General features: G+C 62.7%; 19 protein-coding genes. 7 read left to right on the top strand and 12 right to left on the bottom strand.

What is annotated here, in order from left to right; genetic code table 11:
* The first annotated feature begins 40 nt into the window (after positions 1-40).
* Entirely contained in the window at positions 41-2,575 is a 2,535-nt protein-coding gene (locus PY254_RS17305) for a TonB-dependent receptor (protein WP_281013297.1), read from the top strand.
* Positions 2,576-2,664: 89 nt separating this feature from the next.
* Here the strand turns inward: PY254_RS17305 and glmS are convergent, their stop codons facing one another.
* The 5 genes from glmS to PY254_RS17330 form a co-directional block, all read right to left on the bottom strand.
* A complete protein-coding gene (gene glmS, locus PY254_RS17310) occupies positions 2,665-4,494 on the bottom strand; it encodes a glutamine--fructose-6-phosphate transaminase (isomerizing) (protein ID WP_281013298.1) in 1,830 nt (609 codons plus the stop codon).
* Positions 4,495-4,607: 113 nt separating this feature from the next.
* Positions 4,608-5,978: a pyridoxal-phosphate dependent enzyme gene (locus PY254_RS17315; protein WP_281013299.1), complete on the bottom strand. Its 1,371-nt coding sequence runs from the start codon at positions 5,976-5,978 to the stop codon at positions 4,608-4,610.
* A gap of 213 nt (positions 5,979-6,191) precedes the next feature.
* On the bottom strand, positions 6,192-6,419 hold the full coding sequence (locus PY254_RS17320) for an HP1242/YdcH family protein (RefSeq protein WP_281013300.1): 228 nt from the start codon (positions 6,417-6,419) through the stop codon (positions 6,192-6,194).
* Between the two features lie 339 nt (positions 6,420-6,758).
* On the bottom strand, positions 6,759-7,400 hold the full coding sequence (locus PY254_RS17325; protein WP_281013301.1) for a hypothetical protein: 642 nt from the start codon (positions 7,398-7,400) through the stop codon (positions 6,759-6,761).
* The gene (locus tag PY254_RS17330) at positions 7,397-7,855 is read right to left on the bottom strand and encodes a DUF4398 domain-containing protein (RefSeq protein ID WP_281013302.1); all 459 of its coding nucleotides are present in this window, start codon (positions 7,853-7,855) and stop codon (positions 7,397-7,399) included. The genes PY254_RS17325 and PY254_RS17330 overlap by 4 nt, the downstream gene beginning before the upstream one ends.
* Before the next feature lie 201 nt (positions 7,856-8,056).
* Here PY254_RS17330 and PY254_RS17335 point away from each other — a divergent pair, with 201 nt between their 5' ends.
* Positions 8,057-9,169 carry a PilT/PilU family type 4a pilus ATPase gene (locus PY254_RS17335; RefSeq protein ID WP_281013303.1) on the top strand — a complete coding sequence of 371 codons (1,113 nt, stop codon included), beginning with the start codon at positions 8,057-8,059 and terminating at the stop codon, positions 9,167-9,169.
* Between the two features lie 70 nt (positions 9,170-9,239).
* Here the strand turns inward: PY254_RS17335 and maiA are convergent, their stop codons facing one another.
* The gene (maiA, locus tag PY254_RS17340; RefSeq protein WP_281013304.1) at positions 9,240-9,908 is read right to left on the bottom strand and encodes a maleylacetoacetate isomerase; all 669 of its coding nucleotides are present in this window, start codon (positions 9,906-9,908) and stop codon (positions 9,240-9,242) included.
* 170 nt (positions 9,909-10,078) lie between these two features.
* On the opposite strand from maiA, the gene PY254_RS17345 reads away from it, so the two are divergent.
* Complete coding sequence (locus tag PY254_RS17345; protein ID WP_281013305.1) at positions 10,079-11,263, top strand: phosphoglycerate kinase; 1,185 nt, start codon at positions 10,079-10,081, stop codon at positions 11,261-11,263.
* Complete coding sequence (locus tag PY254_RS17350; protein WP_281013306.1) at positions 11,263-11,904, top strand: HAD hydrolase-like protein; 642 nt, start codon at positions 11,263-11,265, stop codon at positions 11,902-11,904. Before PY254_RS17345 ends, PY254_RS17350 begins: the two co-directional genes overlap by 1 nt.
* Positions 11,905-12,081: 177 nt before the next feature.
* Here PY254_RS17350 and tkt read toward each other — a convergent pair whose 3' ends face one another.
* Positions 12,082-14,091: a transketolase gene (tkt, locus tag PY254_RS17355; RefSeq protein WP_281013307.1), complete on the bottom strand. Its 2,010-nt coding sequence runs from the start codon at positions 14,089-14,091 to the stop codon at positions 12,082-12,084.
* Between the two features lie 222 nt (positions 14,092-14,313).
* Between tkt and PY254_RS17360 the strand changes: the two genes are divergently transcribed.
* Entirely contained in the window at positions 14,314-14,946 is a 633-nt protein-coding gene (locus PY254_RS17360; protein ID WP_281013308.1) for an outer membrane beta-barrel protein, read from the top strand.
* 188 nt (positions 14,947-15,134) lie between these two features.
* A complete protein-coding gene (locus tag PY254_RS17365) occupies positions 15,135-15,734 on the top strand; it encodes a porin family protein (RefSeq protein WP_281013309.1) in 600 nt (199 codons plus the stop codon).
* Between the two features lie 82 nt (positions 15,735-15,816).
* Here the strand turns inward: PY254_RS17365 and PY254_RS17370 are convergent, their stop codons facing one another.
* From PY254_RS17370 to PY254_RS17390, 5 genes are all read right to left on the bottom strand, one after another.
* Positions 15,817-16,821 (bottom strand): class I fructose-bisphosphate aldolase, encoded by a 1,005-nt coding sequence (locus tag PY254_RS17370; RefSeq protein ID WP_281013310.1) that lies wholly within the window; start codon positions 16,819-16,821, stop codon positions 15,817-15,819.
* A gap of 143 nt (positions 16,822-16,964) precedes the next feature.
* Positions 16,965-17,411, bottom strand: a complete 447-nt coding sequence (locus tag PY254_RS17375; protein WP_281013311.1) for an energy transducer TonB — start codon at positions 17,409-17,411, stop codon at positions 16,965-16,967.
* A 42-nt stretch (positions 17,412-17,453) separates the two neighbouring features.
* Positions 17,454-18,017, bottom strand: coding sequence for a hypothetical protein (locus PY254_RS17380; protein ID WP_281013312.1), 564 nt, complete (start codon positions 18,015-18,017; stop codon positions 17,454-17,456).
* 53 nt (positions 18,018-18,070) lie between these two features.
* A complete protein-coding gene (pyk, locus tag PY254_RS17385; protein WP_281013313.1) occupies positions 18,071-19,540 on the bottom strand; it encodes a pyruvate kinase in 1,470 nt (489 codons plus the stop codon).
* Between the two features lie 81 nt (positions 19,541-19,621).
* Positions 19,622-20,434 (bottom strand): S1/P1 nuclease, encoded by an 813-nt coding sequence (locus tag PY254_RS17390; protein ID WP_281013314.1) that lies wholly within the window; start codon positions 20,432-20,434, stop codon positions 19,622-19,624.
* Between the two features lie 212 nt (positions 20,435-20,646).
* On the opposite strand from PY254_RS17390, the gene gap reads away from it, so the two are divergent.
* The gene (gene gap / locus PY254_RS17395; protein WP_281013315.1) at positions 20,647-21,648 is read left to right on the top strand and encodes a type I glyceraldehyde-3-phosphate dehydrogenase; all 1,002 of its coding nucleotides are present in this window, start codon (positions 20,647-20,649) and stop codon (positions 21,646-21,648) included.
* Positions 21,649-21,672: the final 24 nt, after the last annotated feature.

The raw sequence follows: 21,672 nt of genomic DNA on the forward strand, positions 1-21,672 counted from the left end.
TTTATCGCGGGATTGTCGTGAACTGGAAAGGGGAGTAACCATGCACGAAAACAGATCCAAACTCAGTACCCGATTGCAGCGGACGCGCTTTGTCCGGGTGCCGCTCGCGGCGGCGATCTGCCTTGCCATGGCCGCGCCGGTGCTCTCCCAGACCAGCGGGCCACCAGCGAACCCGGCCGCCACGCAAACCGCCAAGAAGAAAACCGTAACCCTGACCGAGGTGACGGTGACCGCGCAGAAGCGCACCGAAAACCTGCAGAAGGTACCCATCAGCATCGACGTGCTGGCGGCAGACCAGCTCGAAGCTCTGCATGTCCAGAGTTTCGACGATTACGTGAAGTACCTGCCCAGCGTCACCTTCCAGCAGGGTGGCGGCGGCATCGCCACCGGACCGGGCTTCGCCAGTATTTACATGCGTGGTGTGGCCAGCGGCGGCAACACCAATCACTCGGGCTCGCAACCCAGTGTGGGCGTGTACCTTGATGATCAGCCGGTGACCACGATCCAGGGGCCGCTCGACATCCACATGTACGACATTGCCCGCATCGAAGTGCTGGCTGGCCCGCAGGGCACGTTGTATGGCGCCAGTGCCGAGGCCGGTGCCTTGCGCCTCATCACCAACAAACCTGATCCAAGCGGTTACGCGGCAAGCTACAGCGCGGGCGTGGACTCGGTTGCCAACGGTGGCATCGGTTATACCGCCGAAGGCATGCTCAATCTGCCGATCAACCCGAGCGCAGCGATCCGTCTGGTCGGCTGGCACGAACACGATGCCGGCTATATCGACAACAAGGCTGGCTCGCGAACGTTTCCATCTTCGGGTATCACGATCAGCAATGCGCCCGGCTGTGTACCCAGCGGTGGCAACTCCCCGAGTGCGGCCTTCCAGTGCATCGGACACGCCAAGAACGACTACAACGATGTGAATACCAACGGCGCGCGCGCTGCGCTGAAAGTCGACCTCAACGAGAACTGGTCGATTACCCCGATGCTGATGGGGCAGCAGACGATCTCGCATGGCAATTTCGCCAGCGACCCGGCGATTGGTGACCTGGCGCTTACCCACTTCTACCCCGAACGCGTCAATGACCGCTGGTGGCAAGGCGCGCTGACCGTACAGGGCAAGATCGGCAACTTCGATCTGACCTATGCCTACGCGCATCTCAAGCGCAACCAGGAAGAGCAGACCGACTACAGCGATTACGGATTCTGGTACGACACCATGTACGGCTCCGGCGCGTCGTTCTATGACAACAACGGTGCGCTGGTCAATCCCTCGCAGCACATCACCGACCGGGATCGCTACACCAACAGCAGTCACGAACTGCGCCTGGTCTCGCCGGCAGACGAACGCCTGCGACTGGTCGCTGGCGTGTTCTGGCAGAAGCAGAAACACGACATCTTGCAGGACTACCAGGTGGACGGCTTGGCCAACGCGCTCTCGGTCACTGGCTGGAAGGATACGATCTGGCTGACCCGACAGATGCGCTACGACCGCGACCAGGCACTATTCGGCGAGCTGTCGTGGGACTTCATTCCCGACGTGCTCACCGCCACGGTCGGCGAACGCTACTACCGCACCAGTAACCAACTGTATGGCTACTTCGGCTACGCCGCAGGCTTTTCGTCCAGCCAGGGCGAGGCTGCCTGCACGTCGCCCGAGCCGTTCCTGGGTGCGCCGTGTTCCGACTTCAACAAGAAGGTGAAGGAGAGTGGAAACCTCACCAAGTTCAACCTGACGTGGAATATCACGCCGTCAGCGATGGTCTATCTCACGCGATCCGAGGGCTTTCGTCCAGGCGGCGTCAACCGGCGCGGCACGCTATTGCCGTACCAAGCCGATTTCCTGATCAATGAAGAGCTGGGCTGGAAGACTTCCTGGCTGAACAATCGGGTGTCGTTCAACGGTGCGGTATTCCGTGAGACATGGAACGACTTCCAGTTCCCGATCCTTGGTGCCAACGGTCTGACCGAAATCAAGAACGCGAACTCGGCCAGCATCAAAGGGCTGGAGTCGCAACTGAACTGGCAGGCCACCTACAACCTGCAATTGACGGCAGGCGTCGCGCTGTATCACGCCGTGCTGAGTGCAAATTACTGCGGCTTCACGGATGCAAACGGCCGCCCGATCACCGACTGCCCGGTCAGCCCCGGCAACCCCGGTGGGCCACTGGCGCCGAAGGGTACGCAGCTACCGATCACGCCCAGGTTCAAAGGCAACCTCATCGCGCATTACAGCTTCAACCTGGGTAGCTACGATGCGTTCGTGCAGGCAGCGCTGGTGCATGTCGGCAGCCGTACTACCGACCTGCGGTTGAGCGAGCGGGCACTGCTCGGCAACTTGCCAGCCTACAACTCGCTGGACCTGTCTGCGGGCATGCAAAGAGGCAATATGTCGATCGACGTTTTCGTCAACAATGCGTTCGACAAGCGTGCGGCGCAGTACAAATACACTGAGTGCGGCGTCGATGTTTGTGGCGCCCACGGTGTCGTAACGCAGTATCCGAACGGTCAGGTCTACACCGGCTTCAGTCAGCCGCGCACGATCGGTATCCGCCTCAAGCAAGAGTTCTAGCCGCCGCCACAAACAAAAGGCCCCGGTGCAAACCGGGGCCTTTTCGTTGGAGTGCTTGCGCTGAACCGCAAGGTTACCGCCGTTGAAAACTATTCCACCGTCACTGACTTGGCCAGATTGCGTGGCTGGTCGACGTCGGTGCCGCGCAGCACGGCCACGTGGTAGGCGAGCAGTTGCAGCGGCACGGTGAATACCGCAGGAGCGATGAAGCTGCCGCCTGAATCCACTCGCAACATCGCGCCGTGACCGGCCATGTCATCCATGCCAGCAGCACCATCGGCGAACACGATCAGGCGACCGCCGCGGGCGCGCACTTCCTGCAGGTTGGATTTCAGCTTGTCCAGCAACGGGCCGTTCGGCGCTACCGCCACGATCGGCATGTTCTCGTCGACCAGGGCCAGCGGGCCGTGCTTGAGTTCGCCGGCCGGATAGGCTTCGGCGTGGATATACGAAATTTCCTTGAGCTTGAGCGCGCCTTCCAGTGCCACCGGGTACTGCGCACCACGACCGAGGAACAACGCATGCTGGCGATGGATGAACTCGGCCGCGAGCTCAATGATCGCCGGCTCCAGCTTCAGAGCGTTCTCGATCGCGCGCGGCAGGTGCTGCAACTCGGCGCACAAGGCGGCGTAGCGTTCTTCGGCAAGGCCGTTGCGACGAGACAGCTCCAGGGTCAGCAGCGCCAACCCGGCCAGCTGGGTGGTGAATGCCTTGGTCGAGGCCACGCCGATTTCGGGGCCAGCATGGGTCATCAGCTTCAGGTCGGACTCGCGCACCAGCGAGGACTCAGGCGAGTTGCAGATGACCAGGCTGCCGAGATAACCACGACGACGCGACTCGCGTAGCGCAGCGAGCGTGTCCGCGGTTTCGCCCGATTGCGAGATCGCGACGAACAAGGTGTTCGGTGGCACCACCGCGTCGCGGTAACGGAATTCGCTGGCAACCTCCACACTGACCGGCAGGTGCGCGTATTCCTCGATCCAGTACTTGGCCACCAGCCCGGCGTGATAGCTGGTACCGCAGGCGATGATGTGCACGCCATGAGTGGCTTGCAGCAGCGCATCGCTGTCAATGCCGAAGATATTCGGCAGCACGCCATGTGGGCCGATGCGCGCTTCCAGCGTGTCCGCCACGGCGCGCGGCTGCTCGAAAATTTCCTTCTGCATGTAATGGCGGTATTCACCGCGCTCGACCGCATCCTTTGACAGCTCGCTTTCATGAACCTCGCGCTCCACCGGCGTGCCATCCAGGCCGAACACCTGCACGCTGTCGCGAGTGATCTCAACCACGTCGTCTTCGTCGAGGTACAGCATTTTGTTGGTGACCTGGATCAGCGCCTGCGCGTCCGAACCGAGGAAGTTCTCGCCAATGCCGAGGCCGACCAGCAATGGCGCACCGCGTCGGGCACCCACCACGCGATCAGGTTCGTCGCAGCTGATCACGGCAATGGCATAGGCGCCTTCCAGCTCGCGCACAGTAGCCAGCACGGCTTCGCGCAGGGTCACGCCCGGCACGTAACGACGGTCGATCAACGCGGCCATGACTTCGGTGTCGGTTTCCGAAGTGAATGTGTGGCCAGCAGCCTGCAGCTCGGCGCGCAGGCCGACGTAGTTTTCGATGATGCCGTTGTGCACGAGGGTTATCCGCCCCGCCACATGCGGGTGGGCATTCGCTTCGCTGGGCACGCCATGCGTGGCCCAGCGCGTATGCGCGATGCCGGTGCCACCGAGCAGCGGATCGGCCAGGTACAGCGCCTCCATCTCACGCACTTTGCCCTTGGCGCGCACACGACGGAACGCGCCATGGTTGAGTACGGCCAAGCCGGACGAGTCATACCCGCGATATTCGAGCGCCTTGAGGCCGGCAATCAGCAGCGGCGCGACATCACGTTGGGCAACGGCAGCAACAATTCCACACATGGCCAAACATTCCCTGGGTTGGATACGACGTACATTCGACGCCGTGGCAGACAGTTAGTTTCAGTTACCTGCATTGCCGCAGGCTTTCGCATTGCCGGCGGCAACACGCGGGTTCAATTCACCTTGCGACGCAACCAGTTCAACAGGTCGATGCGGGTAATCAGGCCGAGGAAGTCCTCACCGTCAACCACGATCGCCACATGGCCGCGCTCGAACACCGGCAGCAACGACTCCACCGAGGAACGCACCTCCAGCATGTGCAGGTCGGTGATCATGGCCGTAGACACCGGATCGCGGAACCGGGTTTCATCGGCATGCACGTGCATCAGCACATCGGATTCGTCAACGATGCCCACCAGCTTGCGGCCGTCCATCACCGGCAGCTGCGATACGTCGTACAGCTTCATCCGGTTGTAGGCAGTGATCAGCAACTCGTTGGGACCGACCACCACGGTGTCGCGCTGGGCAAACGGGCGCAGCAGCAGATCGCGCAGATCGCCATGCTTTTCACGCTCGATGAAGCCGTTGTCGAGCATCCAGTAATCGTTGTACAGCTTCGACAGGTACTTGTTGCCGGTGTCGCAGACAAAGCTCACCACACGCTTCGGCACGGTCTGCTCGCGGCAATAGCGCAGCGCGGCGGCCACCAGCGTGCCGGTCGACGAACCGCCCAGCAGACCTTCTCTGGACAGCAGCTCGCGCGCAGTGAGGAAGCTTTCCTTGTCCGGGATGGCATAGGCCTTCTTCACCCGGGTGAAGTCGCTGATCAAGGGCAGGAAATCCTCGCCGATACCTTCGACCATCCAGCTGGCGGATTTCGTCGAGAGCGTGCCTTCGTTGATGTACTGGGTGAGGATCGAGCCCACCGGGTCGGCCAGCACCAGCTCGGTCTGCGGCGAATGCTCGGCGAAATATTTCGACAGGCCGCTGAGCGTGCCGGAAGACCCGCAGCCAACCACCACGGCGTCGACCTTGCCATCCATCTGTTCGAGAATTTCCGGTCCGGTGCTGGCGACGTGCGCGGCCGGATTGTCGGGGTTGCCGAACTGGTTGATGAAATAGGCGCCCGGCGTTTCACGGGCAATCCGTTCGGCCATGTCCTGGTAATACTCGGGATGTCCCTTGGCCACATCGGAACGGGTCAGCACTACTTCGGCGCCCATCGCCTTGAGGTTGAAGATCTTCTCGCGACTCATCTTGTCAGGCACAACCAGAATCAGCCGGTAGCCCTTCTGCTGTGCGACCAGCGCCAGGCCCAGGCCAGTGTTGCCGGCGGTGCCTTCGACCAGGATGTCGCCCGGACGAATACGGCCGTCCTTTTCGGCGCCTTCAATCATCGACAGGCCGATACGGTCCTTGATCGAGCCACCCGGGTTCGCGCTTTCGAGCTTGAGAAACAGTTCGCACACGCCGGTGTCCATCCGCTGGGTGCGGACCATCGGGGTGTGGCCGATCAATTCAAGAACGCTCTGGTGAACCGTCATGGAAACTCCGTCATGGGCGGCGACTTCGGCGCAGCGCCGTTGTCGCGAATTTCCCATGATAACCGAGGCGGCTGAGCCGACGGTTGGTCGTCAGGAACCAGCATCGCCCATGACTGCTCGCGGGCGATGCCTTGGGCGCCGCAAACGCGGCGGCCCCGGCAACCTTCCCGCTAGTGAGGAAGAGTCCGGGGCCGCGTTCGCGAACTACTCAGGTCAGTGGACGAGATGCGCCCGGTCTGCCCACATGCGCTCGAGTTGTGCCTTGGCCAGCAATTTCTGTTTCTTCATGCTGGCCAAAGTCACATCGTCGATGGGCAGCACGCCAATATCGGCGTCGTGCACCTTGCTGTCGAGTTGCTTGTGCTGCTGATAAAGCCGCCGGAATTCGGCGTCAGCCTTCATCAATGCCTCGACATCATCACGCTGCTGGTTTTCAAACATGATCCGACCTCCTCGCGAGTTGACATGCGGATAAGCAGGCTGCCTCCGCAGACGGCGAACCAGAGACGCGCACCCACGATCCGCGCCGGAAAACCGGAAGCGGATGAACCTGGAAAACGTGGGGTACGCGCATGATTCGGGTCAGTGACCCACGAGGCCTGGGTGCCTCGTGGGACTTTGACCCTACTCCGCCGGCGAGGGGGCTGCAAGCCCTGCGGCGGCACTTTCACGAACTGCGAAAAGTTCCGTAATAAGCTGTCAAAACAGTCTTTTACACTTATTCAACGATTGGCTTCTGGTCAAACCCCAAAGCCGCGCTAGCGCGCCGCGAAGACGCCATCAGCGATGTTGTTTCGACGCTTGGGGCGGGGCCTTGGCTGGTTCGTCGGCACTTTCCATCTGTTTGCGCATGGCCTTCGCCGCCTGTGCTGCCAACTCCGCCTGACGCTTGGCAGCACGCGCCACCTTGCTCTGTGCCGCCGCCAGTTTCTTCGCCTGCTCCGCCTCGGCGCGCGCCTGATCAGCAGCCTGCGAATACTCCTGCCCCTGGGCCTGCAAACGCGCCGTTTCCTCCTGGGCCAACTGGTACTGCAGACGCTGGCGCTCCAGCTCGCGGCGGGCCATTTCGGCATCGCGACGACTATTGTCGAGCAGAATCTGGTCGTGCTCGCGATCAAGCTGGGCCAACTTGACCTGAGCGTCCTGCAACTGTGCGGCGGTCTTGGCCAGATCGACCCGGCGCTCGGCCAGGTACAAAGCATGCGGCCGTTCACGCGAACTGGCCTGGGCCAGCCGGTTGATTGCATCGCGGGCGCGGGCTTGCTCGGCCTGGGCATAAACGCCAAGGCTGGGATCAGTGGCCAGCTGGTTGAGGCTGCCGTTCAGGCGCGTGATGTCGATGTCATCCTGCTTGGCGTGCGCCGAACCCAAGGTGGCCAGCGCCAGCACCATGGCGGCAAGAATGTTGATGGAACGCTTCATGGCTGACTTCCCTGGGAGTTTGTCGCGGGTGGCTGCGCCTGCTCGGGAATGGTCTGGAAGCCGCCAGCCGCCGGCGTGGACAACGCCGAGCTTGCCGGTGCCGGCATCTCGCCGGTCGGCTGCTCGTTGCTGACCGGCGGTGCCGCTGCCGGCGCCGCTGCTGGTGCGTTCTGTGGAGCGGACTCAGCAGCCTCGCCCTGAGCGCGCAGCTGGCTGTTTTCCTGCAACTTGCTCTGGATCTTGGCGCGCGCCGCACCCAGCCGAGCCTTGGCTTGGGCCAGCTCCGCATCGGCACGGGACTCTTCGGCCAGGTCCGCTGCATTGGCATATTTGCGCTCGGCCATCGCTGACTGCGCTTGCTGGAACCGGTCCTGGGCGAAGCCCAGATCCACCGGTGCATAATCGGCCGCGCCGGCATCGCGGGCCATCTGCAACTGGGTCTGGGCCATGTTCATGGAGTCATTCGGCGGCGGCACCGAGGCGCAGCCGGCCAGTATCAGGGCCAGAAACAGCGCAACCAGGGCGGCGCGGCGAGACCGGAGAAGTCCGGCCGATGGGGAAAAGATGTACATCACATTCCTCTTGGTGTGTCGCAGCGTATTGTGGGCGGGCATAATCAAGCATTGCAACGCGCATTTCGCAAACAGGGGTCATTCGTGGATATCGGTTACTTCCTCAAGCTTATGGTAGACAAGGGCGCGTCGGACATGTTCCTGTCCACCGGCGCTCCGGTAAATATCAAGGTGGAGGGCAAACTGTATCCCCTGGGCAATACCGGCCTTCCCACCGGCATGGTCAAGAAGATCGCCTATTCGCTGATGGACGAGGGCCAGGTGCCCCAGTTCGAGCGCAATCTGGAACTGAACATGGCGCTGGCGGTGAAGGAAGCCGGCCGTTTCCGCATCAACGTGTTCAAGCAGCGCGGCGAAGTGGGCATGGTGATTCGCGCGATCAAGAGCGAAATCCCCAGCATCGAGCAATTGCAGCTGCCGAAGATTTTCCGTGACCTGATCATGGAGCCACGCGGGCTGATTCTGGTGGTTGGCGCCACCGGCTCGGGCAAGTCGACCACATTGGCAGCGATGCTCGACCATCGCAACACCAATTCTTCCGGTCACATCCTCACCATCGAGGACCCGATCGAATACCTGCACCGGCACAAGAAGTCGATCGTGAACCAGCGCGAGGTGGGCCTGGATACGCACACCTATCACGAGGCGCTGAAGAACGCGATGCGTGAGGCGCCGGACGTCATCATGATCGGCGAGATCCGTGACACCGACACGATGGAAGCGGCGATCGCGTTCTCCGAAACCGGTCATTTGTGCCTGGCCACGCTGCATTCGAACAACGCCGACCAGACGCTGGAACGCATCCTCAATTTCTTCCCCGAATCGGCACACAAGAACGTGCTGATGAATCTGGCGCTGAACCTTCGCGCGGTAATCAGCCAGCGCCTGGTGATCGGCAAGGACGGCCGCCGCATTCCCGCTGCCGAAGTGCTGCTGAACACGCCACTGATCCGCGACATGATCCGTCGTGGCCAGACTCACGAGATCAAGGAAGCGATGGATCGCAGCCTGCAGGAAGGCATGCAGACGTTCGACCAGTCGTTGTACCGGCTGTACAAGGACGGACGCGTGGACTTGGAGGAAGCGCTCAACAAGTCCGATTCGCGCGACGGTCTGGCACTCAAAATCCGCCTCGCCGAAGGCGGCTCCAACGACGAGGAACTGGCCGGCAACGATCCTTACGGCATGGGCTTCTGAAAAAAGAGCGCGGAGGAATGAGAAAAGAGAGGTAGAGCAACTCTCGTTTTTCACTCCTCCACACTCGTTTCTAGCTCTGCGGTGCGTCCGGCTGCGCCTCGGGTGCTGCGCGCTGGAACGGTTCCAGCTCGTTGCAGGCACGATAAATCCGCGCGATCGTCGGGTAGTCGTCCATCGGCAGTTTCCAGCGCAGGGCGTTGTACACCTGCGGCACCAGACAGGCATCGGCCATGCTGGGCGACTCGCCATGGCAGAAACGGCCGGTCGCCGCGCTGTCGGCCAGCTCTTCCTCGATCGCCTTGAAACCGACTTCCATCCAGTGCCGTAACCAGGCTGAACGCTGCTCTTCAGTGGCCGCAAAATCGGCTTCGAGTTGTTGCAGCACCCGCAGATTGCCCAGCGGATGGATGTCGCAGGTTATCGCCATGGCCAGCGCGCGCACCTGGGCGCGACCACGGGCATCGACGGGCAACAGGGCGGTTTCCAGCTCCGGATGCATTTCGTCGAGGTATTCCATGATCGCCAGCGACTGAGTCAGTACGCGATCGCCGTCCAGCAGACAGGGCACCAATTGCTGCGGATTGAGCGCCTTGTACTCCGCCGCATGCTGCTGGCCACCGTCCTGCAGCAGATGCACCGCTCGCGTTTCGTACTCCAGCCCCTTCAGATTCAGCGCAATACGCACGCGATAAGCGGCGCTGGAGCGCCAGTAGCTGTAAAGCACCAGACCGGTGGCCATGAGCAGTCCCCTGTGCACGGTAATGGCAGTCAGGGCACAGTGTGGCCTGCGCGGGCGCTGCCCGCAACGCCCGCGCCGAGTGCCGCGGTTTGCATCAGTCCCGCAGCGGCTGGACAATAGCCGGCTGCCGCCTGCTTGCGGCCCATCCCTACCCGTACTGGAGTCCTGCCGTGTCCGTCATCCGCATGAGCGACCTCGATTTGCGCGACCAGCGTGTGCTGATCCGCGAAGACCTGAATGTGCCGATCGACGATCAGGGCCAGATCACCTCGACCCAGCGACTGGACGCCGCCCTGCCAACCATCCTGGCCGCCCGTGATGCCGGCGCACGCGTGCTGGTCCTGTCGCATCTGGGGCGCCCCAAGGAAGGCCAGTTCGATGCCGCATCGTCGCTGCAGCCGGTGGCGCAGTGGCTGGGCGGTAAACTCGGCAAACCGGTACGGCTGGTGGCTGACTACCTGACCAACGGCGTCGATGTTGCGCCGGGCGAAGTCGTGCTGCTGGAAAACTGCCGCATGAATGTGGGCGAAGGCAAGGACGACGAGGCGCTGGCCAAGCAGTATGCCGCGCTGTGCGACATCTTCGTGATGGACGCGTTCGGCACCGCGCACCGCGCCCAGGCCTCGACCCATGGCGTCATTCGTTTTGCACCGACTGCCGCCGCCGGCCCGCTGCTGTGCGCCGAACTGGATGCGTTGGGCAAGGCGCTGGAACATCCGGCGCACCCGTTGCTGGCGATCGTGGCTGGCTCCAAGGTATCGACCAAGCTCACCTTGCTGGACAACCTGATCGGCAAGGTCGATCAGTTGATCGTCGGCGGTGGCATCGCCAATACCTTCATCGCGGCGATGGGTTATTCGGTCGGCAACTCGCTGGTCGAGATGGATCTGCTCGACGCGGCGAAGAAAGTGCTGGCCGATGCGAAACGACGCGGCGCCCAAGTGCCCATGCCGGTTGACGTCGTGGTGGCGCCGACCTTCTCCGCCCAGGCACCGGCCACGGTGAAACCGGTGGACCAGGTCGGGCCCGACGAGATGATTCTCGACATCGGTCCGCAGACCGCGGAAATGTACGCCGCGCTGATCGCCAAGGCTGGCACCGTGGTGTGGAACGGCCCGGTCGGCGTGTTCGAGTTCGACGCATTCGGCAAGGGCACCGAAACGCTGGCCCGCGCGATTGCCGCGTCGCCGGCGTTCTCGATTGCCGGCGGCGGCGACACGCTGGCGGCAGTCGACAAGTACGGCATCGCCGACCAGGTGTCCTACATCTCTACTGGCGGTGGTGCGTTCCTCGAATTTCTTGAAGGCAAGGAACTGCCGGCGGTCACCGCGCTGAAGGCCCGAGCCGCAAAGTAATGCTATGCCTGTTCGACCTCGACGGCACGCTGATTGATTCCGAGCTTGGCATCACGGCGTGCGTGAAGCATGCGCTGGCACGGCTTGACGTGCCCGAGCCGGCGCACGATGCACTGCGCCGCTGGATCGGGCCGCCGCTGCGACACAGTTTCGCGCCGCTGCTGGGGCACGACCCGGCAAGGATCGAGGACGCTGTCGCGTACTACCACGAGCGCTTCAACACGCTGGGCTGGCGCGAACACGAAATCTATCCGGGCATCGAACTGCTGATCGAGCGTCTGCTCGGTGCAGGTCACCGACTCGCCGTGGTAACCAGCAAGCCGCACCGTCATGCCGCTCCGATCATCGCCCACTTGCCATTCGGCAACGCGTTTGAGCGCCTGTACGGCCCGCATCCCGACAGCTCACACAGCGAGAAAGCCTCGATGATCGCCGAGGCGCTGGCGGACTTCGATTGCTCGCCCGCTGACGCCGTCATGATTGGCGATCGCCACTTCGACATCGACGGCGCCGTGGCCAACCGGGTGCGTGGCTTCGGCGTGTTGTGGGGCTTCGGTGGACGCGACGAACTGGAACAGGCCGGCGCCCATGCCATCGCAGCAACGCCGGACGAACTGACCACCTTGCTGCTCGGCGACTGAGCTGATCAGCCCCGTAGGGCGGGCACTGCCCGCCACTTTCCGTTTCACCAAGCAAGAGCCGGCGGGTAATGGCCGCCCTACCCCGCCGGGTAGAAACGCACCCTGTGCGCGAGAACGCTTCGTCACGTGAGCGAAGGGTATCGCGCGCAGGGTGCGCTTCTGCAGATGGCGTCCGCTTTACTTGATGACGCGCTTCACCGCATCGATGACATGTGCCACGGTGATCCCGAAGTGCTCGAACAACTGCGGCGCCGGTGCCGAGGCACCGAACGTGGTCATGCCGATCACTTCGCCATCCAGCCCGACGTATTTGCACCAGAAGTCGGCCGTGCCCGCTTCCACCGCCACCCGCGCACGGCACCAGCCGGGTAGTACGCCTTCGCGGTATTCCACGGGCTGCGCGTCAAACACTTCAGTGCTTGGCATCGACACCACGCGCACCGCCACGCCCTGCTGGGCCAGCGCACGCGAAGCTTCCATCGCCAATTCCACTTCCGAACCGGTGGCGATCAGGATCGCCTTGAACTTGGTGTCCAGCGGGTCAGACAGTACGTAACCGCCGCGCATGATGTCGGCGACCTGCTGCTCGGTGCGCTGCTGATGCTTGAGGTTCTGGCGCGAGAAAATCAGGCAGGACGGCGCGCCCTTGCGTTCGATCGCCGCCTTCCACGACGCGGCCGATTCCACCGCATCGCAGGGACGCCACAGCTGGTTGTTCGGGATATAACGCAAGCTGGCCATGTGCTCGACCGGCTGATGGGTCGGGCCATCCTCGCCCAGACCGATCGAGTCGTGCGTGTAGACGTGGATCGCGTGTGCCGGGATCAGCGCGCTCATGCGTACCGCGTTGCGCGCGTAGTCGGAGAACACCAGGAAGGTGGCGTCATACGGAATGAAACCGCCGTGCAGCGCCACGCCGTTGGCGATCGCGGTCATGCCGAATTCGCGCACACCGTAATAGACGTAGTTGCCGTTGCCGTCAGCGCTGTTGCCATTGGCGGCGTCGAGGCTGCCGCTCCACTTGGTAAGGTTGGAACCGGCCAGATCGGCCGAGCCGCCGAGCAGCTCCGGCAGCAATGGACCAAACGCATTCAGCGTCATCTGCGAGGCTTTGCGCGAAGCTACCTCGGGCCCTTCTGCCTGCAGCTTGGCGATATACGCCTGCGACTTCGCCGACCAATCTGCCGGCAGTTCGCCAGCGATGCGGCGCTTGAATTCGGCAGCCAGTTCCGGATGCGCCGCGGCGTACTTCGCGAACGCCTCGTTCCACGCCTGCTCGGCGGAGTTGCCGGTCTGCTTGTGGTCCCAGCCGGCGTAGATGTCGGCAGGGATTTCGAACGGGGCGTAGTTCCAGCCCAGCTGTTCGCGGGCCGCCGCGATCTCGTCCTTGCCCAGCGGGGCGCCGTGACTTTCTTCCTTGCCTTGCTTGTGTGGCGCGCCAAAACCGATGATCGTCTTGGCGCAGATCAGGGTCGGCTTGTCGCTCTGCGCGGTGGCACTGGCGATAGCTTTCTTGATCGCCTCGGCGTCATGGCCGTCCACGCCACGAACCACATTCCAGCCGTAGGCTTCGAAGCGCGCCGGCGTGTTGTCAGTGAACCAGCCGTGCACTTCGCCGTCGATCGAGATGCCGTTGTCGTCATAGATCGCCACCAGCTTGCCCAGCTGCCAGGTGCCGGCCAGCGAGGCCACTTCGTGCGAAATGCCTTCCATCAGGCAGCCGTCGCCCAGGAATACATAGGTGTGATGGTCGACCACGTCGTGGCCGGGACGATTGAAGTGCGCCGCGAGAATCTTTTCCGCCAACGCAAAACCGACCGCATTGGCCAGGCCCTGGCCGAGTGGACCGGTGGTGGTTTCCACTCCCGGCGTTTCGCTGGCTTCGGGGTGACCGGCCGTTTTCGAATGCAGCTGGCGGAAGCGCTTCAGCTGCTCCATCGGCAGATCGAAGCCGGTCAGGTGCAGCAGCGCGTACTGCAGCATCGAGCCGTGGCCGTTGGACAGCACGAAGCGGTCGCGATTGAACCACTTCGGGTTGCCCGGGTTGAACTGCAGGAAGTCATTCCACAGCACCTCGGCAAGATCGGCCATGCCCATCGGCATGCCCGGATGACCAGACTTGGCTGCCTCGACGGCGTCCATGGCAAGGGCTCGCACGGCATTGGCGAGTTCGCGGCGGGTGGTCATCGGGCAGTCTCCGGAGGGGGCAAAACGCCTATTGTCGCCGATCACCCGCGTGCTGTCGCCCGCAAAGCAGGGATTAATCAGCGCTTAATCGGCTGGGCGTCCGGTTCGGCGAGCTTCAGCCTCGCCCGGTTATCACTGTGCCCCGCAGAGCCATCCCCAGGCGCTGCCCGGTCGTGCCCATCCCCACGGTGCGACACGGCTCCACAAAACGAGGATTTCCCCATGAAACAGACGTTGCTTGCTCTCGCCATCGCATCCGCCGCCGTGGTCACCCTGCCTGCAGTTGCGCAGGAAACCCAGACTGCGCCAACAACGGTTGGCAACTTTCAACCAGGCCAAGCCATCGGTAGTGGCAACTGGTTCGTTGATGGCCGCGTGGGCCAGGCTCACGTGAGCCAGGGTCCGTACAACGATCACCCGACCACCTACGCGATCAACGGCGGCTACCGCTGGAAGGTCGGCCCGGATCTCGGGCTCGGTGTGGACATCGGCTACAACGATTTGGGCAACTTCAAAGCGAAGAATGCCTTCAACAGCGACCCGGTCAACCTGAAAGATCAGCGCAACGCATTACGCGGATGGACGGCCGGCGTGAACGGCAAAATCAATGTGTGGCAGGGTCTGTACGTCAGCGGACGCGCCGGTGTTTACGGCTGGAAGGGGCACGGTTATTCCAATCAGGACATCAACCGCCACGATCTGGACAAAGTCGATTACTACGCCGGCGCGGGCGTCGGCTACGACTTCAACAATCACTTCGGCCTGGGCTTGGCGTACGACTACTACCACGCCAAGAAGAACGGCATCGGGCTTTCCACCGATACCGCATCAGTGACGGCCGAATATCGCTTCTGAGCAGCGGGAAGGATGCTGCGACGTCCTTCCGATTAACGTCAGCTTAATACTGAACTGCTGAGTATTGAATCTTCAAGCTCCCGCACCATCTATGTGTTCGAGTGTTGCCACCCGGCTTGGGTGGCACACCTGCAGCAGCGACCGCTCCCCCATGGGTCGACTGCCATGACAACAACTGGAGAAGCTCCATGAAAATCAAGAAGACCGTGTTTGCCCTCGCCCTCGCCACCGCCGGTATGTTCGCGGTTCCCGCCGTGTTCGCGCAGAGCGCGCCCACGCACAACGACGGCTGGTTCATCAACGGCAATGTCGGCCGTACCTCGATCGACCACGGTGCGTACAACGACAGCGACACCGGTTACGGCATCAACGGTGGTTATCGCTGGGCGATCAATCCGTCCGTCGCGCTCGGTGTCGAGGCCGGTTATAACGACCTGGGCAACATCCACGCCAAGAATATTTTCAACAGCCAGCCAGTCGTCGAAGATGGCAAGTCACAGCTGCACGGCTGGACTACCGGCGTGAATGGCCACTTCAACGTCAGCCCGAACTGGTACGTCAGCGCACGCACTGGCATTTATGGCTGGCAGGGCCATGGCCTCAGCAACGACGCCAACCCGGTACGCAAGGGCCTGAATGACACCAGCTGGTACGCCGGTGCCGGCGTGGGCTACGACTTCAGCAACAATGCCAGTGTCGGCATCAACTACGACTACTACGATGCCAAGAAGAGCGGCGTCGACCTGAGCACCGACATGGTCTCGGTCAGCGCGGAATATCGCTTCTAAGAAGTCATCGCAACATGCATCAATGAAAAGGGCGCCGTGAGGCGCCCTTTTCATTTCGCGTGATCGCCGCGTTACCGGCCGATCAGCCCTTCCACTGCCCCAGTGCCGCGAGGCCGTTGTCGCGGGCACGCGCATGCACGGTCTTCTGGGCCTCGGCGTAGTTCGCCTTCATGTCCTTGGACCACAGCTTCAACGCAGCCTGCTGCATGGCGCGACCGTAGGAGAACGACAGCGGCCACGGGTGCGGGCCGATCTGGTTCATCGCGTTCAAGTGAGCGGTGGACTGCTCGTCGGTCTGACCGCCGGAAAGGAACACGATGCCCGGCAGCGACGCTGGTACGGTGGACTTCAGCACGCGCACCGTGGCCTCGGCCACTTCCTCGGCATCCACCTGCTCATCGGAATCCTTGCCCGGGATGACCATGCTGATCTTCAGGATGGTGCCTTCCAGCATCACGTTCTGCTCGTACAGCGCGTTGAACAAGCTGCGCAGCACGGCTTCGTGCACTTCGTAGCTGACTTCGATGCTGTGGTCGCCGTCCATGATCACTTCGGGCTCGACCATCGGCACCAGACCCGCTTCCTGGCACAGCGCCGCGTAACGCGCCAGCACGTGGCAATTCGCCTCGATCGCGCTGGAGCTGGGGTTCTCTTCGGTAATGTTGATCACCGCGCGCCACTTGGCAAACTGCGCGCCGAGTTTGGCGTATTCCTGCAGACGCTCACGCAAGCCGTCCAGGCCTTCGGTGACCACATCACCGGGGAAACCGGCCAGCGGCTGCGGGCCCTTGTCGACCTTGATGCCGGGAATGATGCCGAGCTTCTTCATCAACTGGGTGAACGGCACGCCTTCCTTGGTCGACTGGCGGATCGTCTCGTCGTACAGGATCGCGCCAGAGATATGCTCATTCAGGCCCGGCGTGGTCAGCAGCAACTCACGGTAGGCGCGACGGTTTTCCTCAGTGCTCTCGATACCGACCGCGGCAAAACGCTTGCCGATGGTGTTGGTCGACTCGTCGATGGCAATGATGCCCTTGCCCGGTGCGACCATCGCCAGGGCGATGCTTTCGAGATCTTCAATACTCATGACGACTCCGTGGTGCGGCCGAATTCACGCCCGCGCAAAGGTTGAAGCCGCCTCGAAACCGAAGCGGCATGGTTCAAAACGACGATTATAGGCCAGATTGACCGACCGGCGGGCCGGACCGCCGCGAGGCGGCCGGCGCTGGCTCAGGGCGCGTAGCCGGGGAGCTTGCAGGCATCGATCAGCTGCTGCCGCTGGGCCGGGTCCTTGGGCGCGTTGAACGGTACGATGTAATACGTGGCCATCGGCTCACCGATGCGATTGGTCAGCGACGGACCATAGCGAAAATTGGCGACGGCACTGCGCGCCGCCGGGCCCAGGTCACTCTTCGGCACCACCTTGGCCACCTGCACGTTCATCGGCACGCCATCAGAACCGACCGTATACGTCACCGCCGCACAGGTGGGCTTGTCGAGATTCAGGCCGGTATTGGGCAAATCCATCTGCACCTTGGTGCTGATCAGTATCCAGTAGCGATAAAGATCCTGCGGATCGATCTTGTGGACCTGCGCCTGCGCCAAAGCCGGGGCGACCAAACCCAAGATCATCGGCAGCAGCAGCGCACGACGAAGAAGACGAAGGGTAGTTTTCATGGCGAACTCCTGGGGAGGGGGTGAAGTCCTTGCACAGGTAGTTTAGCCATCCTGCGCGAAATCGTTGTTATTGGCGGCCACCGCCGTTTTGGCGTGCGGATAACCCCGCATGCTTTGCAGCAACCCCGCCAGTCCGCGCGCACCGAAAGCCAGCGCCGCACCAGCCAGCAGCATCGTTCCGTAGTACACCATCGCACGCCATTCAGCGGCAGGCACAAAAGCGGAGCTGTCGCCCACGCTTGCCTGATGTTTGATGAGCACAATCACCGCACCGTGCCCCACCACGCCGCTAAGGCCACCGATAAATGCCCATACCCCGGCAACCGATAGGGCTACGTACTGCAACTGAGCCGGACTGATAGCCAGCTCCAGTACTTCACCCTGACTGCGGCTGACTGCCCACCAAGCCAGCAGGTTTGGCCAGAACCACAGTGCGAATGCCAGCAGCAAGCCTGCGCCATGCAACGACAACGCGGCCCAAACCAGGTGGCCTTCTTCGCTGGAATAGAAAACGAGGCCTGGTATCTGCTCAAGATTACCCACGACCATAAGTACGGCGCCAAGCCGAATGGCCACGCAAAGCACGCTGTGCAACGTCGTTTTCATCACTCGATCCTTGGGGAAACCGGTTGCGGGAACGCGTTGCGCCATCCAGTCGGCTAGAGGTCGCGCAGCGACTCCACCATGCCGTCGACGCCGACCGCCAGCAGCTTCAAGGTGTTGGTGCCGCCTCCCTGGCCGACATGATCGCCCTGGGTCAGCACCACGCGATCACCGTCCTGCAGGAAGCCCTGGGCAAACAGTTGCTGTACGGCGGAACGCGCCGTGGCTACCGAGGTGAGGCCTTCGTGCGAGAACGCCACCGGCTGCACGTCGCGCAATAGCAGCATGCGCCGGCGCGCCGAGGCCATCGGCGACAAGGCGAAGATCGGCACCGCGCTGCCATAGCGCGATAGCCACTGTGCGGTGGCGCCGGATTCGGTCAAGGCCACGATGGCACGCACCTCGAGTCGACCCGCCAGCATCATGGCCGCCAGCGCAATCGCCTGGTCGGTACGGTCGAGCATGTGGCCACCGGCGGTCAGGTCTTCTTTCGGCTCGAACTGGCGCTCCGCACCCAGACAGATCCGGCACATCGCTGCCACGGCCTTGTCCGGATGCGCACCGGCGGCCGTTTCTTCCGACAGCATCACCGCATCGGTGCCATCGATCACCGCGTTGGCCACGTCGAGCACTTCGGCGCGGGTCGGGATCGGCGAGCGCACCATCGACTGCAGCATCTGCGTGGCGGTGATCACCGCGCGATTGCGCTGCACCGATTCGCGAATGATCTTCTTCTGCAAGCCCGGCAACTCGGCATCGCCGATCTCCACGCCGAGGTCACCGCGCGCCACCATCACCACGTCGGAGGCGTCGATGATTTCGCCCAGCACGGGAATCGCGTCAGCGCGCTCGATTTTTGCCACCAGCGCGGCATGACCACCGGCCTCCTGCAACAACCGTCGCGCCTGGTGCATGTCGTCGGCCGAGCGCACGAACGAGATCGCCAGAAAATCCGCACCAATCTCCGCGGCCAGCTTGATGTCCGCCTTGTCCTTGTCCGACAGTGCCGTCACTGACAGTCCGCCACCTTGACGATTGAGTCCCTTGCGGTTGGACAACTTGCCGCCGATCAACACCTGGCAGCGCACCTCGGCGCCCACGACTTCCTGCACCGTCAGCGCGACCAACCCGTCGTCCAGCAACAGCACGTCGCCGGCGTGCACATCGCCAGGCAGTCCGTAATAGCTCACTCCGACCCGAGTGACGTCGCCAGGCGGAACATCGGGTTGGCAATCCAGCACGAATGACGCACCGTCGACCAGTTCGACCGGTCCGTTGGCGAAGGTCTCGATGCGGATCTTCGGGCCTTGCAGATCAGCCAGAATGCCGACCTCGCAGCCAGCATCGATCGCCGCCGCGCGCACGGCATTGGCGCGTGCACGATGGTCGTCCGGCTCGCCGTGCGAAAGATTCAGACGAACCACGTTGACGCCTTCGGCGATGATCCGGGCCAGCATGCCCGGTGCATCGGTGGCGGGGCCCAGGGTGGCAACGATCTTGGTGCGACGCAGAGGAGTTTCGTTCATGGTTTGAGGCTAACAGATGAATGACGACGCGCCATCACCCTGCATTCGTATGCATAGGGGTGATGACACGAATGAGGGGAGTCACTGCCCGAGCGTGAGGTTCAGCACCGCCGCCAGTCGTCGACCTGCCTGACGCAGACGCAATTCGGCTTCGGGCAACTCCGCTTTGACGTAGGCCTTGTCGATCTGGTGCGTGGCCGGATAGAAACCCGACTCGGCGGTGATCCGGCAGGACTCTTCGGCCCATTGTGCGTAGGGGTTGTCCAGCGGTGCGATCGGCGCCGGCAACGCCACCGGCACGGCGGAGTCCAGCATCTGCGCATAGCTCTGCGCATCCATCCCGCGGCTGTAGAGCATGCCGGAGTCCCACACTTTGTGCAGATTGCTGCCCTTGCCGTCGAACTGCACCTGGAAGGTGTTGCCGCCCTTGTCGTCGCGATAGCCGGCGTGCAGCGGCTGATGGATGTCGCCGACAAAATGCACCACGAACTTCAGCGCATTGCGCCGAACCGCATCGCTCTGACTGCGATCGCCTAGCACGCCGACGTAGTACTGCAGTGCCGACACCACGCAGCGCCCGTCACGGCAGTCGCGCGGCGGCACGTAATCACAAGCACTGCCGCCAAGGAAATTGATGTAGTGCTGGCCGCGGGTCTGCTTCCACAGTGCGGTCATCGCCGGGTCGTCCTGCATCTGGTCCGCCCAGCTGGCGATATCGGCCAGCGAGGTGGTGTGCTCGGGCGCCAGCAGGCGTTCCACCTCGGCCTCGGCTGTCGGGCTCAGGTGGCGCTGTGCCAGTTCGGCCACCACGCTGTGACCGAGCGGCCCCCACGCCTGTGCGGGGACAATCACCAGGCAGGCAAGCAACACGACGGCGCGACGGGCAAAACGCATGGCAGGTGATTCCATTGAACGGCTGTCCGCAGTCTGCCACAGACCGCCGCGGCTTTTTGCCGCGGCGGCGGTCCCTCGCGGTCGTGCCGGGACGTGCCCCCCTTCCGTACAGCGGCAGCGGCCAGGCAACCCGAGCGGAATGGCTGTAAAATGGCCGCTTTCCGGTCGCCTCAGCGGCCTTGCCTGCCACCCCCTAAGGAGGACGTTCACTCATGACCATCAAGGTCGGCATCAACGGCTTCGGCCGCATCGGTCGCAACGTGCTGCGCTCTGCCGTGCAGAACTTCGGCAACGATATCGAGATCGTGGCGATCAACGACCTGCTGGAGCCGGACTACCTCGCGTACATGCTGAGCTATGACTCGGTGCATGGCCGCTTCGAGGGTGACGTGAAAGTGGTGGACGGCCATCTGGTGATCAACGGCAAGACCATCCGGCTGACCCAGGAACGCGACCCGGCGAACCTGAAGTGGAATGAAGTGAACGCCGACGTGGTGATCGAATCCACCGGCCTGTTCCTGACCAAGGAAACCGCGCAGAAGCACATCGATGCCGGCGCCAAGAAAGTGATCCTGTCGGCACCGTCGAAAGACGACACGCCGATGTTCGTCTACGGCGTCAACGAGAAGACCTACAAGGGCGAGGCGATCATCTCCAACGCCAGCTGCACCACCAACTGCCTGGCACCGATCGCCAAGGTGCTCAACGACAAGTGGGGCATCAAGCGCGGCCTGATGACCACTGTGCATGCCGCCACCGCCACGCAGAAGACCGTCGACGGCCCGAGCAACAAGGACTGGCGCGGCGGCCGCGCCATTCTGGAAAACATCATTCCGTCGTCCACTGGCGCGGCCAAAGCGGTTGGCGTGGTGATCCCCGAGCTCAACAAGAAGCTCACCGGCATGAGCTTCCGCGTGCCGACCTCGGACGTGTCCGTGGTCGACCTCACCGTCGAGCTCGAAAAGCCGGCTACCTACGCGGAAATTTGTGCCGAGATGAAGGCACAGAGCGAAGGCCCGCTGAAGGGCATTCTCGGCTACACCACCGACAAGGTCGTCGCCACCGACTTCCGCGGTGATGCGCGTACCTCGATCTTCGACGCCGACGCCGGCATTGCGCTGGACGACACCTTCGTCAAGTTGGTCAGCTGGTACGACAACGAGTGGGGCTACTCGAACAAGTGCCTGGAAATGGTGCGCGTCATCGCCAAATAGGCGCGTGGGAGCCCGCTGGAGGGC

Origin of the sequence: Rhodanobacter sp. AS-Z3 (assembly GCF_029224025.1) — a bacterium.
In the GTDB taxonomy this organism is placed as follows: Bacteria; Pseudomonadota; Gammaproteobacteria; order Xanthomonadales; family Rhodanobacteraceae; genus Rhodanobacter.